Source organism: Streptomyces sp. L7 (assembly GCF_050990935.1).
Classification (GTDB): Bacteria; Actinomycetota; Actinomycetes; order Actinomycetales; family Microbacteriaceae; genus Leifsonia.
In genome coordinates this window covers 3,586,482-3,603,472 of the sequence record NZ_CP194644.1, presented here as the reverse complement: position 1 = coordinate 3,603,472, position 16,991 = coordinate 3,586,482, and the positions used below count along the sequence as shown (strand labels likewise).

At 69.4% G+C, this 16,991-nt stretch carries 18 protein-coding genes; 13 read left to right on the top strand and 5 right to left on the bottom strand.

The window, feature by feature from the left end; genetic code table 11:
* The first annotated feature begins 11 nt into the window (after nt 1–11).
* The 6 genes from ACR5MH_RS18265 to ACR5MH_RS18240 all read left to right on the top strand — a co-directional run bounded on the left by ACR5MH_RS18265 (nt 12) and on the right by ACR5MH_RS18240 (nt 6,726).
* Complete coding sequence (locus ACR5MH_RS18265; protein WP_433862023.1) at nt 12–962, top strand: MFS transporter; 951 nt, start codon at nt 12–14, stop codon at nt 960–962.
* Nucleotides 914–1,213 carry an MFS transporter gene (locus ACR5MH_RS18260; protein WP_433862670.1) on the top strand — a complete coding sequence of 100 codons (300 nt, stop codon included), beginning with the start codon at nt 914–916 and terminating at the stop codon, nt 1,211–1,213. The genes ACR5MH_RS18265 and ACR5MH_RS18260 overlap by 49 nt, the downstream gene beginning before the upstream one ends.
* A gap of 187 nt (nt 1,214–1,400) precedes the next feature.
* On the top strand, nt 1,401–1,919 hold the full coding sequence (locus ACR5MH_RS18255) for a DUF2127 domain-containing protein (protein WP_431348488.1): 519 nt from the start codon (nt 1,401–1,403) through the stop codon (nt 1,917–1,919).
* 118 nt (nt 1,920–2,037) lie between these two features.
* Nucleotides 2,038–2,247: a heavy-metal-associated domain-containing protein gene (locus ACR5MH_RS18250; protein ID WP_158866009.1), complete on the top strand. Its 210-nt coding sequence runs from the start codon at nt 2,038–2,040 to the stop codon at nt 2,245–2,247.
* Between the two features lie 49 nt (nt 2,248–2,296).
* On the top strand, nt 2,297–4,609 hold the full coding sequence (locus ACR5MH_RS18245) for a heavy metal translocating P-type ATPase (protein WP_433862022.1): 2,313 nt from the start codon (nt 2,297–2,299) through the stop codon (nt 4,607–4,609).
* Nucleotides 4,606–6,726: a heavy metal translocating P-type ATPase gene (locus ACR5MH_RS18240; protein ID WP_431348486.1), complete on the top strand. Its 2,121-nt coding sequence runs from the start codon at nt 4,606–4,608 to the stop codon at nt 6,724–6,726. Before ACR5MH_RS18245 ends, ACR5MH_RS18240 begins: the two co-directional genes overlap by 4 nt.
* 109 nt (nt 6,727–6,835) lie before the next feature.
* Here the strand turns inward: ACR5MH_RS18240 and ACR5MH_RS18235 are convergent, their stop codons facing one another.
* On the bottom strand, nt 6,836–7,087 hold the full coding sequence (locus ACR5MH_RS18235; RefSeq protein WP_431348485.1) for an SHOCT domain-containing protein: 252 nt from the start codon (nt 7,085–7,087) through the stop codon (nt 6,836–6,838).
* A 137-nt stretch (nt 7,088–7,224) separates the two neighbouring features.
* Between ACR5MH_RS18235 and ACR5MH_RS18230 the strand changes: the two genes are divergently transcribed.
* From ACR5MH_RS18230 to ACR5MH_RS18220, 3 genes are all read left to right on the top strand, one after another.
* A complete protein-coding gene (locus ACR5MH_RS18230) occupies nt 7,225–7,686 on the top strand; it encodes a DUF6153 family protein (RefSeq protein ID WP_431348484.1) in 462 nt (153 codons plus the stop codon).
* Between the two features lie 85 nt (nt 7,687–7,771).
* Nucleotides 7,772–8,380 (top strand): DUF305 domain-containing protein, encoded by a 609-nt coding sequence (locus ACR5MH_RS18225; protein ID WP_431348483.1) that lies wholly within the window; start codon nt 7,772–7,774, stop codon nt 8,378–8,380.
* 109 nt (nt 8,381–8,489) lie between these two features.
* Nucleotides 8,490–10,022, top strand: a complete 1,533-nt coding sequence (locus ACR5MH_RS18220; protein WP_431348482.1) for a multicopper oxidase family protein — start codon at nt 8,490–8,492, stop codon at nt 10,020–10,022.
* Between the two features lie 45 nt (nt 10,023–10,067).
* On the opposite strand, the gene ACR5MH_RS18215 is transcribed toward ACR5MH_RS18220, so the two are convergent.
* Nucleotides 10,068–10,529, bottom strand: a complete 462-nt coding sequence (locus tag ACR5MH_RS18215; protein ID WP_433862021.1) for a hypothetical protein — start codon at nt 10,527–10,529, stop codon at nt 10,068–10,070.
* Between the two features lie 309 nt (nt 10,530–10,838).
* On the opposite strand from ACR5MH_RS18215, the gene ACR5MH_RS18210 reads away from it, so the two are divergent.
* A complete protein-coding gene (locus ACR5MH_RS18210; protein WP_433862020.1) occupies nt 10,839–11,420 on the top strand; it encodes a TetR/AcrR family transcriptional regulator in 582 nt (193 codons plus the stop codon).
* A 56-nt stretch (nt 11,421–11,476) separates the two neighbouring features.
* Here ACR5MH_RS18210 and ACR5MH_RS18205 read toward each other — a convergent pair whose 3' ends face one another.
* Both ACR5MH_RS18205 and ACR5MH_RS18200 read right to left on the bottom strand, forming a co-directional pair.
* Nucleotides 11,477–12,322, bottom strand: a complete 846-nt coding sequence (locus ACR5MH_RS18205; protein WP_433862019.1) for an HAD-IC family P-type ATPase — start codon at nt 12,320–12,322, stop codon at nt 11,477–11,479.
* A 71-nt stretch (nt 12,323–12,393) separates the two neighbouring features.
* Nucleotides 12,394–13,725, bottom strand: a complete 1,332-nt coding sequence (locus tag ACR5MH_RS18200) for an HAD family hydrolase (RefSeq protein ID WP_433862018.1) — start codon at nt 13,723–13,725, stop codon at nt 12,394–12,396.
* A gap of 459 nt (nt 13,726–14,184) precedes the next feature.
* On the opposite strand from ACR5MH_RS18200, the gene ACR5MH_RS18195 reads away from it, so the two are divergent.
* Nucleotides 14,185–14,694 (top strand): hypothetical protein, encoded by a 510-nt coding sequence (locus ACR5MH_RS18195; RefSeq protein ID WP_431348477.1) that lies wholly within the window; start codon nt 14,185–14,187, stop codon nt 14,692–14,694.
* On the opposite strand, the gene ACR5MH_RS18190 is transcribed toward ACR5MH_RS18195, so the two are convergent.
* On the bottom strand, nt 14,580–16,289 hold the full coding sequence (locus ACR5MH_RS18190) for an FAD-dependent oxidoreductase (protein ID WP_431348476.1): 1,710 nt from the start codon (nt 16,287–16,289) through the stop codon (nt 14,580–14,582). The genes ACR5MH_RS18195 and ACR5MH_RS18190 overlap by 115 nt on opposite strands.
* A gap of 125 nt (nt 16,290–16,414) precedes the next feature.
* Here ACR5MH_RS18190 and ACR5MH_RS18185 point away from each other — a divergent pair, with 125 nt between their 5' ends.
* Nucleotides 16,415–16,597, top strand: coding sequence for a hypothetical protein (locus ACR5MH_RS18185; RefSeq protein WP_431348475.1), 183 nt, complete (start codon nt 16,415–16,417; stop codon nt 16,595–16,597).
* 2 nt (nt 16,598–16,599) lie between these two features.
* Complete coding sequence (gene trxA, locus ACR5MH_RS18180) at nt 16,600–16,956, top strand: thioredoxin (protein ID WP_431348474.1); 357 nt, start codon at nt 16,600–16,602, stop codon at nt 16,954–16,956.
* The last annotated feature ends 35 nt before the right edge of the window (nt 16,957–16,991 follow it).

Genomic DNA, 16,991 nt, shown 5'->3' with positions numbered 1-16,991 from the left:
GGTTGTAACGAATGTTACAGTTGACCGGTGGCGTCTATTACACCCCTCGCGGCGCGGTGCTTCCCCTGTACCTGGCTGGATTCACGACCGCGTTCGGCGCTCACGGCGTCGCGACTGCTCTCGCGCTCGAGGCCGGCGATCTCGGACTCTCGCTGCTGAGCTTCGGGGCGGTGCTCGCCCTGTACGACGTCGCCGAGGTCATCCTGAAACCGATCTTCGGCGCGCTCAGCGACCGGATCGGAGTCAAACCCGTCGTCCTCGCCGGCCTGATCGCGTTCGCTCTCGCCTCGAGCGTCGCCATCGTGAGCCCGACTCCGCTGGTCGCCGCCGCCGCCCGTTTCGGTCAGGGCGCCGCGGCCGCCGCGTTCTCGCCGGCGTCATCGAGCGCGGTGGCGCGACTGGCCGGAAAGGAACGCCTGGGACACTTCTTCGGCCGATACGGAGCGTGGAAGAGCATCGGCTACGCGGCAGGGCCGCTCCTCGGAGCCGCTCTGGTGAGCTTCGGCGGCTTGGGCGCCCTGTACCTGACACTTGCACTCCTGGCCACCGCGACCGCCTTCTGGGTGGCAGTCGCCGTACCGCCGCTGCCCGTACTCCCTCGACCGCGCTACACGCTCGCAGACCTCATCAGGCAGACGAGAGACCGCAGCTTTCTCATCCCGACCCTCGCACTCGCAAGCACGACCGCACTGCTGGGCGTCGCCGTGGGATACCTCCCCCTCCTGCTTCACCGCGCGGGCCTCGCCCCCGTCGCGAGCGCCGCCGCCGTGGCAGCGATCGCAATCATCTCGGCGGTCGCCCAGCCCGTCGCGGGTCGGCTCCGAGACCGCGGAAGGATCAGCGTTCGCGTAGGAGTGTCGGCTGCCCTCGCCACGGGCGCCGCGGCCTCGGTGCTGATGATCTCCCCCAGCCCATCGCGCTCTATGCCGCAGCCCTCCTCATCGGCGTCGCCGTCGGCGTAGCGACGCCGCTGGCGTACTCCCACCTCGCCGCGACCACTCCCGCAGAACGCCTCGGCCGCACCATGGGCAACGCTGAACTCGGACGCGAGGTCGGTGACGCCGGCGGACCCCTCCTGGTCGGAATCATCGGAACCCTCGCCGGACTTCCACTCGCCCTCGGGACCCTCGCCCTGCTCATCGCAACCGCAGGGGCGGCGACGGCCCGATCGCTCAGGCCGGACCCGCCCAGCCATTCCTTGGCAGACTCTTAGAAGCCGTGGCATAGCGTGGCCGCACCGCGGCTCGCCGATCACCCCCACGATCCGGCCGCCGCGATCCCCAACGGTCCGGTGGCCGCCTGTCCCCCGCGGCGGCCACCGGACTTCCAACTCGAAACAGGCGTTGCCAAGATCGCCCGGTCGCCGCACCATTCACCCGAAGGAAAGAGTGGGAGGTGTCGTGAAGGAACGGGTTCTCGACCTCGTCTTCCTCCTCGGGGTGTTGTTCAAAGGCATCGACGGATTGGTCGAGCTGATCGGCGGCGTGCTGCTCCTCTTCGCAACCCCGGCCGAGCTGCGCGGCGCCGTCGGTTCAGCGACTGCGGAAGAGCTGTCCGAGGACCCCCACGACCTGATCGCCAACCTCCTCATCCACGGCGTCTCCCATCTCCACGCGGGCAGCGTGGCATTCGTCGCCGCGTACCTCCTCCTGCACGGGGTGGTGAAGATCGCGATCGTCATCGCCCTCCTCGTCGGGTCACGGCGCGTCTACCCGTGGGCGATGGCGGCGCTGGGGGCATTCCTGGTCTTCCAGCTGTACGAGTTGGTCACGAAGCCATCCCTCGGGGTCGCCGTATTGACCGTCTTCGACGCGGTGATCATCTGGCTGACCTGGCGGGAGTGGCGACGGAACCGCGAACTGCGCAACACCTGGCGCGGCACCCTCGACTGGATCTTCCGTCGCCCCACCTCGGGCTGACACACCACCTCCGCGCCCTCTGTCTCCGGACTCTCTTCCACTCCAGGAATACCTTCTGGGGGTATAAGTGTTATCGTGATCGCATACCCATCGGGGGTATACGACGAAAGGATCGATGATGAGCGAGAACGTGTACCAGGTGACCGGAATGACCTGCGGCCACTGCGAGATGTCCGTCCGCGAAGAAGTCGAGCAGGTGGCGGGCGTGACCGCGCTCACCGTGAGCGCGCAGACCGGGAAGCTGGTCGTCACCTCGGCCGAGCCGATCGATGACTCTGCTGTGCTGGCTGCCGTCGAAGAGGCCGGGTATTCCGCCGTACGCGCCTAAGGCCCAGCGCAGCGACCCGTCCGCAACGCATTCTGATCGAGGAGGTTCGATGAGCATCACGACCCCGGCCGATGAGCCGAACACCGCCGTGGAGTTGGAGATCGGCGGGATGACCTGTGCCTCCTGCGCGATGCGGGTCGAGAAGAAGCTGAACAAGCTGGACGGCGTCACCGCGACGGTCAACTACGCCACCGAGAAGGCGAAGGTGACCGCCCCTCTCGGATACGAGGTTGCCGCGCTGATCGCCGAGGTCGAGAAGGCGGGCTACACCGCCGCCGTGCCTGCGCCGCCGGCCGCTCCTGCCGAGCAGGCTGCTGCAGAGCCGGTCGACGCGGAGTTGGCTTCTTTGCGCACGCGGCTGGTGATCTCCGGGGTGTTGGCTGTTCCCGTGGTCGCCCTGGCGATGATCCCCGTGCTTCAGTTCACGTACTGGCAGTGGGCCTCGCTGACCCTTGCGGCGCCGGTGGTCGTCTGGGGTGCGTGGCCGTTCCACAAGGCGGCGTGGACGAACCTCCGACACGGTGCGGCGACGATGGACACGCTCATTTCGTTGGGTGTGACAGCCGCCTTCCTCTGGTCGCTCTATGCTCTCTTCTTCGGCACGGCGGGTATGCCCGGCATGACGCACGCCTTCGAGCTGGCCCTCGCGCCGTCGGACGGCGCGTCGAACATCTACCTCGAGGTGGCGGCCGGGGTGACGGTGTTCATCCTGGCCGGCCGCTACTTCGAGAAGCGGGCGAAGCGTCGGGCGGGGGCGGCCCTCCGTGCGCTGCTGGAGCTGGGGGCGAAGGAGGTCGCCGTCCTCCGTGGCGGGACCGAATCGAGGATCCCCGTCGAGCAACTGCGGGTGGGCGATGAGTTCGTGGTCCGCCCGGGCGAGAAGATCGCCACAGACGGGGTCGTGGTCTCCGGCAGTTCGGCTGTGGATGCCTCGATGCTCACCGGCGAGTCCGTCCCCATCGAAGTGGTCGCAGGCGACGCCGTCGCCGGCGCCACCGTCAACGCCGGGGGCCGGCTGCTCGTCCGGGCCACCCGGATCGGGTCCGAGACCCAGCTCGCGCAGATGGCACAGCTCGTGGAAGACGCGCAGACCGGCAAAGCCGAGGTCCAGCGCCTGGCCGACCGGGTTTCGGCAGTCTTCGTGCCGATCGTGATCGGGATCGCTGTGGTGACCCTGGCGGCCTGGCTGATCGCCGGGTTCCCGGTCGCGGCCGCCTTCACAGCCGCGGTCGCCGTCCTCGTGATCGCCTGCCCCTGCGCGCTCGGGTTGGCCACGCCGACCGCCCTGCTCGTCGGCACGGGACGGGGAGCCCAGCTGGGAGTCCTCATCACTGGACCCGAAGTGCTGGAGTCCACCCGCTCCGTCGACACCGTCGTGCTCGACAAGACCGGCACGGTGACCACCGGTCGAATGACGCTCGTCGAGGCCATCGCGGAATCCGGCACCCGGCGCGATGATCTGCTGCGGCTGTCCGGGGCGCTCGAGCACGCCTCCGAACACCCGATCGCGCAGGCGATCGCGAAAGCGGCCGCCGAGCAGGCCGGCACCCTCCCGCCCGTCGACGAGTTCCACAACATCGAAGGCCGGGGCGTTCAGGGCGTCGTCGAGGGGCACGCCGTGCTCGTCGGCCGCGACTCGCTCCTGGCCGACTGGTCGCTCGTACTCGGGCCGGAGCTCGCCACCCGCAAATCGGCGGCGGAAGCGGGAGGCAAGACAGTCGTGACGGTCGCCTGGGACGGCCGGGTCCGCGGCATCCTCATCGTGGCCGACACGCTCAAACCGACCAGCGCCGAGGCCGTCGCCAGCCTCCGGAAGCTGGGGCTGACGCCCATCCTCCTCACCGGAGACAACCAGGCGGTGGCGGAGCGGATCGCCGCAGAGGCGGGCATCGACCGGGTCATCGCCGAAGTGCTCCCGCAGGACAAGGTGGCCGTGATCGCCGGGCTGCAGCAGGAGGGACGGATCATCGCGATGGTCGGCGACGGCGTCAACGACGCACCGGCCCTCGCCCAGGCCGACCTCGGCCTGGCGATGGGGACCGGCACGGACGCGGCCATCCAGGCCTCGGACATCACCCTGGTGCGCGGCGACCTGCTCGGCGCGGTCGACGCCATCCGGCTCTCCCGGAAGACCCTCCGGACGATCAAGTCGAACCTCTTCTGGGCCTTCGCCTACAACGTCGCCGCCATCCCGATCGCTGCCCTCGGGCTGCTGAATCCGATGCTCGCCGGGGCGGCAATGGCCGCCTCCAGCGTGTTCGTCGTCGGGAACAGCCTGCGCCTGCGCAGCTTCACCAGCATCGTGCCGAGCACGGTGTCACACTCGAACCAGAGCATTCGCACAACGGAAGCGACCTCATGACCGACCCGCACGCTCACCACCCGCACACCGAGACCGCCGAACCGGCGGCCCACGACGCACACTCCGCCGCCGATCACGCCGGCATCGACCACAGCAGCATGGACCACTCCGACCATGCAGGCCACTCGGGGCATGCCGGACACGGCGACCACGTCGGACAGTTCCGGCGACTCTTCTGGATCAACCTGATCATCGCCGTCCCGGTCGTCGCGACCTCGCAGATGTTCGCGATGATCCTCGGCTACACGGTGCCGGGCTGGGCGCTGTGGATCGCGCCAGTGCTCGGCACCGTCATGTACGCATGGGGAGGCTGGCCGTTCCTCAGCGGCGCCTACAGCGAACTGAAGAACCGGACGCCCGGCATGATGCTGCTGATCGGCCTGGCGATCACCGTCGCGTTCTTCGCCTCCTGGGGCGCCACCCTCGGACTGCTCGACCACGAGCTGGAGTTCTGGTGGGAGCTGGCCCTCCTGATCGTGATCATGCTGCTCGGCCACTGGATCGAGATGCGCTCGCTCGCCCAGACCAGTTCGGCGCTCGACTCCCTCGCCGCACTCCTCCCCGACGAGGCGGAACGGATCGAGGGGGACACCACTGTGAAGGTCGCCCCTGCCGACCTCCGAGTAGGCGACGTGGTGCTGGTTCGGCCTGGCGGCAGCGTCCCCGCCGACGGGCGCATCGTCGACGGTCGCGCGGAGATGGACGAGTCGATGGTGACCGGCGAATCCCGTCCGGTCTCCCGCGGTGACGGGGACACGGTGACCGCCGGGACGGTGGCGGTCGACTCCGGCCTCCGTGTCGAGGTCACAGCCGTCGGCGACGACACCGCCCTCGCCGGCATCCAGCGCCTGGTGACGGAGGCGCAGAACTCGTCCTCCCGGGCACAGCGGATCGCCGACCGCGCCGCCGCGCTGCTGTTCTGGTTCGCGCTCGGCGCCGCCATCATCACCGCTGTCGTGTGGACGCTCGTCGGCAGCCCGGACGACGCGGTCGTGCGCACCATCACGGTGCTGGTCATCGCCTGCCCGCACGCGCTGGGCGTCGCGATCCCGCTGGTCGTCTCCATCGCGACCGAGCGCGCCGCTCGCGGCGGTGTGCTGGTGAAGGACCGTCTTGCGCTGGAAAGCATGCGCACCGTGGATACGGTCCTGTTCGACAAGACCGGCACGCTCACCAAGGGCGAGCCGACCGTCACCGCGATCGCGCCCGTCGGCGCGCTGAGCGAGGACGAGGTGCTCGCCTTCGCAGCGGCGGCCGAGGCGGACAGCGAGCACCCGCTGGCCACCGCGATCGTCCGCGCCGCACGTGAGCGCGAACTGACCATGCCGACGGCCACGGGGTTCTCGTCCTCGCCGGCCGTCGGTGTGACCGCGACCGTCGACGGGTCCGAGATCCGTGTCGGCGGCCCGCGCCTGCTCGAAGAAGCAGGAGCCGCCGAGGTCGACGAGGCGGAATCGTGGCGCAGTGAAGGAGCGATCATCCTCCACGTGCTCCGCAATGGCGCGCTGATCGGCGGCCTGAAGCTCGCCGACGAGGTGCGCCCGGAATCCCGGGAGGCCGTCGATGCGCTCCACAAGCTGGGCGTCCAGGTCGTCATGATCACCGGCGACGCCGAAGCGGTCGCGAACGCGGTCGCCGCCGAACTCGGCATCGACCGCACCTACGCGCACGTGCGACCGGAGGACAAGTCCAGCACCGTCGCTGAACTCCAGAAGGAAGGCCGCAAAGTGGCGATGGTCGGCGACGGCGTCAACGACGCCCCCGCCCTCGCGCAGGCCGACGTCGGCATCGCGATCGGCGCGGGAACCGACGTCGCGATCGCCTCCGCCGGCGTCATCCTGGCCAGCTCCGACCCGCGCAGCGTGCTCTCGGTCATCGAGCTCTCCCGCGCCAGCTACCGCAAGATGAAGCAGAACCTGTGGTGGGCCGCCGGCTACAACCTGATCTCCGTGCCCCTCGCCGCCGGCGTGCTCGCGCCGATCGGGTTCGTCCTGCCCATGTCCGTCGGGGCGATCCTCATGTCGCTGTCGACGGTCGTGGTCGCCCTCAACGCCCAACTGCTCCGCCGCCTCGACCTCGCCCCCGAGGTCAGCACCCGCGCCATCCTCACCCGCTGACGCCGCCCTCTCCCGCTGCGAAAGACTCCCGATGACCGAGCACGATCACACCGGATACGGCTGCATCACCGACAAGGACACGTACCTCGACCGCTCCGAGACCGGAGCCCTAACCGCCTGAGCGCCCGAGCTCGTCCCGTCTCCGGATGTACTCCTCGTGATCGATCTCACCCCGGGCATACCGCTCATCGAGGATCGCCCTCGCCGAGAAGTTCGGCGGAGGAACGGTACCGGTGCCTCCGGACGGGCCACGCCGGGTCAGTGTGACGACGAGCACGACGACCACGGCGATGATCAGCAGCGGAACGAGCAGCCACGCGATCCACCAGGCCCCCGCGCCGCCCATCATCCACCCGTACATGACCGCCTCCTCAACTGAGTCCTGCGACCAGAGTGGACTCACTCAGAGGCCCGCAGCGGGTACAAAGTCCCGTCCTGATCAAACCCCAGGCGGGTATCCAGACTGCGCCGCTAGCGTGGAACCCGGAAGGAGGACACATGCTCGCCGACTGCAAATCGACACACACCCGCACCTGGCGCTGCCTGCTCGTTCTTCTCGTCGCCGTCGCGGGAATCGTCACCGGGATCCTGGCCATGCACGTGGTCAACACTCCCGCGAGCCAACCGCATGAGTTCACCATGTCTCACGCCACGTCCGCCGCCCTCGTGCAGTCGCACGAGAGCGGCACACTCTCGGCGGCGATCGCTCCCGCGAATCCCGACTCGGGGACGACCAGCGGATGCGCCGCAGACGGCTGCGACCCGATGCACGATATGACCGCCATGGTGTGCACTCTCGCACTCCTGGCCGCGACCATCCTGCTGGTCGCGCCCGCCCTGACCCGCGCCCCTCTCGGCGTGGGCATGCGCGCCGGACCCGCCACCCTGATCCGGACCGTCGCCCGCACCATCGGGTCGTCCCCACCGTCTCTTCTGGCTCTCTCCGTCGATCGCAGATGACGCACGCTCGCACCGCGCGCACGCGCGGTGCTGCTTCAGCGTGCCCGCCATCCGCACATCCACACGACGAAAGAGACCAATCCAGATGAACACCAGACTGATCGCACTCGCCTCCGGCGCCCTCCTGACCGCTGCCGCACTGGCCGGCTGCACCGCCGGCTCCTCCGGCAGTGATTCTGGTATGGGGAACATGCCCGGCATGAGCCACAGCACCTCCAGCACCGACGCCTCCACCTCGGACCACAACCAGGCCGACGTCACCTTCGCCATGGCGATGGTCCCCCACCACCAGCAGGCCATCGAGATGTCCGACACCCTCCTGGCCAAGCAGGGCGTGGATGCGAGGGTGACCGAGCTCGCGCAGAAGATCAAGGCCGCGCAGCAGCCGGAGATCGACACCATGAACGGCTGGCTGAGGACCTGGGGACAGAAGTCCGACATGGGCGGCATGGACATGGGCGGCGACGGCATGATGTCGCAGCAGGACATGGACGCGCTGAAGAATGCGTCCGGCGCTGACGCGTCGAAACTGTTCCTCACCCAGATGATCCAGCACCACCAGGGCGCCATCACCATGGCCACGACCGAGACCGACCAGGGCAAGGCGACCGACGCCGTCGCGCTGGCGAAGAAGATCGCCGCCGCGCAGACCGCCGAGATCGCCACCATGAAGCAGCTCCTCGCCAGTCTCTGACCCTCCAGGTCCCACCGGACGCGGGCGCCGTCACTCTCTCCCTTCGTGGCGGCCCCCGCCCCTCCCACTCCTTCTCGACCCTCTGGCCGCTTTCCCTCCTGGACATCTGATGAACTCTTCGAACCTCACCCGACGCAGCCTCCTCCTCGGCGGCGCCGGGATCGCCACCACCGTCGCCCTCGCAGCCTGCACCGGCGCCCCGAACCTCCTCACCGCAACCAGCGGCCCCGTCACCGCGGCCGAGAAAGCCCGCGGACGCACCGGACGAACGACCCGCGTCCAGCTCACCGCGGGCAAGACCGACATCGACCTCGCCGGGCGGACCGCCTCCACCTGGGCATACAACGGCCAGGTCCCCGGCCCCACCATCCGCGCGAGTGTCGGTGACACCATCCGTGCGCATGTGACCAACCAGCTCCCGGACGACACCACCGTCCACTGGCACGGCATCGCCCTGCGCAACGACATGGACGGGGTGCCGCCGATCACCCAGCAGCCGATCGCACCCAAGAGCTCGTTCCGCTACGAGTTCACCGCCGACGCACCGGGAACCTACTGGTATCACCCGCACGTCGGCCCGCAGCTCGACCGAGGCCTCCAGGGCCCGCTGATCATCGAAGACCCCCACGAGCCCCTCGGCTACGACCACGACTGGGTGCTCGTACTCGACGACTGGCTCGACGGCGTCACCGCCACCCCCGACCAAGTGCTCGCCGACCTGAAGAAAGGCATGGAGGGCATGGGCGGGATGGGAGGCATGGGCGGCATGATGGGCGGCGGCCAGGACGGCACCCCGACCCGGAACGGCAACCTCCTCACCGGGACCGGCTCGAGCCTGCTCGGCGGCGACTCCGGAGACGTCTACTACCCGTACTACCTCATCAACGGACGCCCGGCCGCAGACCCGGCCACCTTCACCGCGAAGCCCGGGCAACGGGTGCGGCTGCGCATCATCAACGCCGGCGGCGACACCGCGTTCCGGTTCTCCGTCGGTGGTCACCGGCTCACCGTCACCCACACCGACGGGTACCCGGTGAACCCCGTCGAGGGCGACAGCATCCTGCTGGGAATGGGCGAACGCTACGACGCCATCATCACCGTCGCCGACGGCGCCTTCCCCATCGTCGCCGAAGCGGTCGGCAAAGCCGCCCACGGCTTCGCCGTCCTCCGCTCCAACACGGTCAGCCCCGCACCCGCCGCCAACGGGTACACGGCCCCCGACACGTCACCGGTCACAGCGACCGTGCTCAGCGCCGCCTCCGCCGACACCCTGCGGCCGCGCGGCATCGACCGCCGCATCGACATCGCCCTCACCGGCGGAATGATGAACTACGACTGGGGCATCAATGGCACAGCCTTCGACATGAGCAACCCGCTCGACGGCGCCTACACGGTCCGGGAAGGCGAACGCGTCCAGCTCACCATCGCCAACCAGACCATGATGTGGCACCCCTTCCACATCCACGGCCACACCTTCCAACTCGACGGTGGACCGCGCAAAGACACCGCGATCGTGCTGCCGCACCGATCCGTCACGGTGCTGCTCGACGCCGACAACCCCGGGCTCTGGATGACCCACTGCCACAACATCTACCACGCCGAATCCGGGATGATGGCCGTACTCGGCTACGAGAAGACCTGAGCAACGGCTGCAGCCGGCGACGAGCACGCAACGGAGTCGAGAGAGCTACCCGGAATCGCGTCGACCCCGCACGCGCGTTCCGGACACCCAGCTCCGGGGTCGTCGGGCCCACGGCGTCAGCCCTCGCGGTTTGGCGTAGGCGAGGAGGGTGATCGCAGCGAGGACCACCAGGGCGGCAGCGGCGTCGAAGACGAGTTGGCCCTGAAGAGGCGATGCTCCACCATGCACCGAATGCATGACGATCGCGGTTTCGTCGACGACGCGGGCGTGAACCAGCAACAGGACCGTCGCCCCCGCCGTCAGTCCGAGCTTGAACAACACCCAGTAATGGCGCGTCAGCCCCCACTGCGTGATGAGGGAGATGGCGACGCCGCTCCCAAGCGACAGAATCGCCAACGGTACGATCACGATCCAGATGATGACCGACAGCTCTGCATAGACACCGGCGATGATGAGGTCATCGTTGCTGAGGAGCCCGAGGAGCGCCGAGGCGAGGAAGACCAGCACGGCGCCGATCCATGCGATGGACGTGAGCACGTGGATCGCTCGGAGAGATCGGCGCAATCCGCCCGGCACAGCGGTCATCCGTGTATCCACGCCATGCCGTGGCCGGTCAGGTGCATGACTGCGACGACGACCACGAGGCCCGCCATCAGCACACCTGTCACAATCGCCCAGCGGGGTGTTCGGGGTCGGTTCTGACTCATGACATTCATTAAGACACATCGTTACTAGTGAGTCAAAGTGTCTCAGTAGGAGTATGGTGGTCGCATGCCCAAGTTGTGGAGCGAGACGGTGACCGAGCACCGGTCCGCCGTGCTGGATGCGATCCTCGATGCGACCGCGCACCTCGTTCATCGAGACGGCGTCGCCGGCTTGACCATGACGGCGTTGGCAGAGGCGAGCGGAGTGGGGCGGGCGACTCTGTATCGGTACGTTCCCGACGTCGGGTCGGCTCTGGAGGCCTGGCAGCAGCGCGAGGTGGCGAACCATCTTCAGCGATTGCGGACGATCGCCGGCGACAGCGCCCCGGCCGACCGACTTGAGAACGTGTTGATGGGGTACGCACGCTTGCGCAGTCATCGACACGGGGACGACGGATCCCTTCACGACACCGCACGACTGGCGCCCGCTGAAGGCGAAGTCTGCGACCTGCTCGCCGGCATCATCGAGGATGCCGCCCATGACGGCCTCGCTCGTGCCGACATCCAACCGCGCGTGCTCGCCGCATACGCAACCGGAGCGCTCGGTGCGGCAGCGATGCTCCCCGAGCCCTCGGCAGCGACACGACTGGCCGCGCTCGTGACCGAGAGCATCCGCGGCGGATCGCGCTCCCACGGCGAGGGTCCGTCTGCCGCGCATTCAGGACCGGTCGACGGCCACCAGTGGAATCACTGAGGCGCCCATTCACCTGAGACGACGACGCCCGACCTCCCCCCGCGCAAGCGTGACGATCACCGCTTCCCGGTTCCGCGTTCCCGAGCGAACGTCGCCGCGACGATCTCGACGAGGGCCACTCCCGCGATCGAGGACGCAACGACGACCGCCCACTCCGCGGGCGACAGTGCGACGAACACGAGGAATCGCCGGAGCATCGGAAGGGTGAAGACGACAACCAGACCGCCGACCATCGCAGCGAAGACGATGAGCTTGCGGGGGTCGAACGGCCGAGAGACGACGACGAGCACCCAGAGGGCGACGATCGCGAGGATCAGCGTCGCCCCGGTTCGCAACGCCTCCTGGTCGACCCCCGCAGTTGTCGCGATCCACGTGTAGGCGAAGATCAGCAGGCCGATGGCGCAGCCCGAGGGGACGGCGAACCGCAACGACCGCCTCAGGAAGCCGTGCTCGTAACGCCGGAGATTCGGGAGGAGCGCAAGGAAGAAGGCCGGCAGCCCGATCGTCAGGCCGTCGACGACCGACAGCTGGCGCGGCAGGAACGGGAAGGCGAGGAGGAACACGCCGCACACGAACGCGAGCACCGACGCGTAAACCGTCTTGGTGAGGAAGAGCCTGGAGATGCGCTCGATGTTCGCCATGACCCGCCTGCCCTCCGCCACCGCGGCGGGGAGCTCCGCGAACCGTCCGTCGAGCAAGACCATCCGCGCGATCGCTTTGGTCGCGTCGGTGCCGGACGACATCGCGATACCGATGTCGGCGCGCTTGAGGGCGGGGATGTCGTTGGCTCCGTCGCCGGTCACCGCCACGGTCCGCCCTGCGGACTGGAAGGCCGCGACGATGTCGCGCTTGCGGTCGGGGGTGACGCGGCCGATCACCACCTCGTCATCGACGACCTCCACCAGACGGCGTGGGTCGGCGGGAAGCTCGCGGCCATCGAAACCGCGATGACCGCCCAGCCCGACCTCCGCCGCTATTGCGGCCGCCGTGAGGGGTCGTCGCCCGACAGGATCCGGACGGCGACGCCCTCGCGCGCGAAGAAGGCCAGGGTCTCTGCGGCATCCTCTCTGACGCGCTCGCGGAAGGTCAGCACCGCGACCGGCCGCAACCCCGCCGGCGGGCCGGCGCCGACGCCCAGCGGCGCGTCGCCGTGAGCGAGCACGAGCGCCCTGCGCCCCCGCGCCGCGAACGAGGCAGTGGCCTCGTCGAGGCGGCGATCGGGGAACAGGACGTCGGCGGCCCCGAGGACCCACGAGCCGTCGGAGCTCCCGCCTTCGAAGGACACTCCGGACCATTTCCTCGCCGACGAGAACGGCACCCGCGCGATCGGCGCCGCGTCGGTGGGCACCGGATAGCGCTCGAGCAGCCCGCGCGCCGTCGCGTTCGCGTCGGCAGCCGACCCGAACCAGCCGAGCACCTCCCGCCACCCGGACGGGAGGCCCGCGGCCGGCAGCAGAGTGCGCTCCTCGTCGAAGCGGACGTCGCCCTCCGTCAGGGTGCCCGTCTTGTCGAAGCAGATCACGTCCACACGGGCCAAGACCTCGACCGCGGCCAGCTCCTGCACGAGAACCTGCCGCCTGGCGAGCCGCACCGCCCCGACGGCGAACGCGATACTCGTCATCAGCACCAGCCCGAGCGGGATCATCGCGACCACCGCAGCGATCGTGTAAACCGCAGCGTCGCGCCACTCCTCGGAGTGGAACACGGCCGACCACCCCCCGAGGGCCAGCACCTGGGCGTTGAAGACCAGCAGCGCAAGCGGGCCGATGCCCCAGGCCACCCAGCGCAGCACGGCCTGGATGCCCGCGTGCAACTCGCTCGACACCAGCGAGAACCGGCGTGCCTGCGCGGCAAGACCGTTGGCGAAGGTGTCCGCGCCGACCCGGTCGACCCTCGCCCTGCCCTCCCCGCCGACGATCACGGACCCGCCGAGAAGGACATCGCCGACCCCTTTGTCCACGGGGTCGGACTCACCGGTCAGCAACGATTCGTCGGCCTGCAGTCCGTCCGAGACGACGACGCGCGCGTCCGCCGCCACCCGGTCGCCGACGCGGACGACGAGAAGCTCGTCGATGACCACGTCGTCCGGACTCAGCACGACCTCCCGCCCGTCCCTGACGGCCCGCGCCGACGACGCGGAGGGGAGCGCCAGCCGGTCGAGCGTGGCCTTGGCCCGGAGCTCCTGCCACGTGCCGATGACGAGGTTGGCGAGCGCCGAGAGGCCGAACAGGGCGTCCTGCCAATCGCCGATCACGAGAAGCACGGCGAAGCAGCCCCCGATGATCGCGTTGAACAAGGTCAGCACGTTCGCACGCAGGATGCCGGCAAGGCTGCGGCTGGTGCGTGGCCGGTAGCGGTTGCCGAGTCCCGCCGCCGCGCGATCCGCGACGTCCGCGCTCGACAGCCCTGTCAGGACGCCCCGCCTTCCGAGAAGCCGGCGAGCGCCGCGCCGTCGGGACTTCCGAACTCGAAGTGGATGACGGGATGGGACACGAGGATCCTCCTTCCGACCGGCCTCGCTCACGAACCCGCGCCGAGCGAGGTCTCGTGCTGCATGGACTCACTGTGCTCACTGCGGGGCCCGTCGGCCTGGGCCGAAAGTCACGTGGCGGTGGTACCGGGCCCTCGTCGCGACGGGCAGCGAGCGCGGTCGGCTCCCTGACGGCTTCGGGCAGGGAGGCTCGGAGACGCCCTGGCGCAGCGCCGGCGAAGGGTGTGACCTTCGGCCCTGATCGGCGGCCGGCCCTGGGCACAGGATGGGGTCATGTCTCGTCATGAACCACACGGAGGCTCCCCGACGGGCCGCAGCCGGCATCCCGTGCTGGCACGCTCGCTCGCCGTGCTCGGCGCCGTGCTGACCGGACTGCCGCTGGCCGCACCGATCTTGTTCGCGCTCGCGTTCCTCGCGGCCGGACGAGGCCTCCGCCTCGACTATCTGATGCCCGGCGAGCTCTTCCCGCTCGTCGTGGCCGGCGGGGCCGCTCTTGTCGCCGCCTCGCTGATCGCGCAGTGGAGACGCATGGTCGTGAGCATCGCCTTCGGTGCGACCGCACTGCTGCTGGCACTGGTCGACGTGCTCGCCGCCGTCACCGGGCTCGCCTCCGGGAGGACCGCCGCCGAGGGATGGCCGCTCGTCGTGGTCGCCGGGACTTACGCGCTCTACGCGCTCGCGGTGGCGGCGATGTTCGTCCTCAGCGTGCTGCTCTGCCTCGCGCTGTTCTCCCGGGAGGCGGCGCCGCCTGCGGCTGACGTCCCCCCGGCCCAGGTGCGATAGCCTCCGTCGAGGTTGACGACGTCACGGCCGTGCTGGGCGAGGATGCGCGCGGCGGTGTGGCCGCGCTGTCCCACCGGACAGTGCACGACGAGCGGCCCGTCGGGCAGTTCGGCGAGCCGGTCGCGCAGTTCGTCGACCGGGATGTTGAGCGCGCCCGGGATGGCGCCGGCGGCGTGCTCGCGCGGCGTCCGGACGTCGATCAGGGTCGCGCCGGCCTCCAGCACGAAGTCGAGCTCGTGCCATTGGATGGTGCGGGTGGCGCCGGTGCGGAGGTTGTCGGCAACGTAGCCGAGCTGGTTGATCGGGTCCTTCGCCGAACCGAACTGCGGGGCGTACGCGAGCTCCAGCCGGGCCAGGCCTGCGGCGGTGATGCCACCGGCCATGGCGACGGAGATCACATCGATGCGCTTGTCGACGCCCTCCCCGCCGACGACCTGCGCGCCGAGGATCGCGTCGGTCGCCGGGTCGACCAGCAGTTTCATCGACATGGGGCTGGCACCCGGGTAATAGGTCGCATGCGAGGTGGGGTGGGTGTGGATGGCGCGATAGTCCCGCCCGACGGCTGCGAGCTGACGCTCGCTCCAGCCGACCTTCGCGGCGACGGTGTCGAACACCTTGACGATGGCGGTGCCCAGGGCCGGCGTGTTCCGCTCGTCGCGGCCCGCGATCACGTCGGCGACGGAGCGGCCGTGACGGTTGGCGAGCCCGGCCATCGTCACCAGCGCCTCTTCGCCGGAGAGCGCATCGACCTTCTCGACGCCGTCGCCGACGGCGTAGATGTGCGGGTCGGAAGTGCGGTTGGAGGGGTCGACGGCGATCCCGCCGGTCGGCCCGACCCGCAGCCCGGCGGAGCGGGCGAGGTCGACGCCGGGTACGACACCGGAAGCGTCGACGATGAAGTCCGGGCGCAGCCTGGCACCGTCGCTGAGCAGCACGGTGCCCGCGTCGACCGAGTCGATGGTGACCGAGGTGCGCACGTCGATGCCGTGGCTGCGCAGCTGCGCCTCCAGAGGTGCCACCATCTCCGGGTCCAGCGGAGTGAGGATCTGCGACGAACGCTGGACGAGGGTCACGTGGATGCCGCGGCGCACCAGGTTCTCGACGGCCTCGAGCCCGATGAACCCGCCCCCGACGACGAGCGCCGACGGGTGGTCCGCGGCGGCCTGAACGAGCACGCCGATCGCATCCACGTCCTCCACTGTGCGCAGGGTGTGGGTGGGGATTCCGGGGTGCCCGGCGGCCTCCCGGGCGGATGCACCCACGGCGAGGATCAGCTCGTCGTAGCTCTCGATGAATGTGTCGCCCGCGGCCAGGTCGAGCACCGACACCGTGCGCGCAACGGGGTCGACGCTGATCACCTCGTGCCCGGTGCGCACATCCAGCCGGAAGCGCGCCGCGAGCGACTGCGGCGTCTGCAGCAGCAGCGATGAGCGATCCGTGATCACTCCGCCGACGTAGTACGGCAGCCCGCAGTTCGCGTACGAGACGTAGGGGCCGCGCTCGAAGACCACGATTTCCGCGGACTCGTCGAGCCGGCGCAGCCGGGTCGCTGCGGACATTCCTCCGGCGACTCCACCGACGATCACGGTCTTCATGGTTCGTTCCTCCCGAGGATGGTTTTGTTATACCCTCCCCGGTATCGTACTATACGGAGGGGGTATACCGAATCGCCCTCCATCGAACCCCGGAACATCGAACCCTGGAAAGAGAGTCCACATCCATGTGCTACCCCGCCACCTGCAAAGTCTGCGGAAAGACCACCTGGAGCGGCTGCGGCCAGCACGTCGCTGACGTGCGCCGCCGCGTCCCCGCCAACCAGTGGTGCAACGGCAACCACACCGATGCCGAGAAGGCGGCCGCTTCCGGCGGCGGATTCTTCGGCCGGCTCTTCGGACGCCGCTGACCATGAGCACCGTCACCGTCACCGCCGCCACGCTCAAGAGCCGGATCGAGCAGAACGGCATCGTCCTGCTCGACTTCTGGGCGGCCTGGTGCGGACCCTGCCGCATGTTCGCCCCCGTGTTCGAGACGGCATCCGAGCAGCACCCCGACATCGTGTTCGGCAAAGTCGACACCGAGGCCGAGCAGGAGCTCGCCGCTGCCGCGGGGATCACCTCGATCCCCACGCTCATGGCATTCCGCGACGGGGTCCTCGTGTTCTCCCAGCCGGGAGCGCTCGCCGCGCCGGACCTCGAGGACCTGATCGGGCGGATCCGCGCTATCGATCCGGCCGAACTGACCGCGGCCAAGGCGCGCGCCTGACCCGACGGGATACCCTGGCGGGTACCGCGACACGC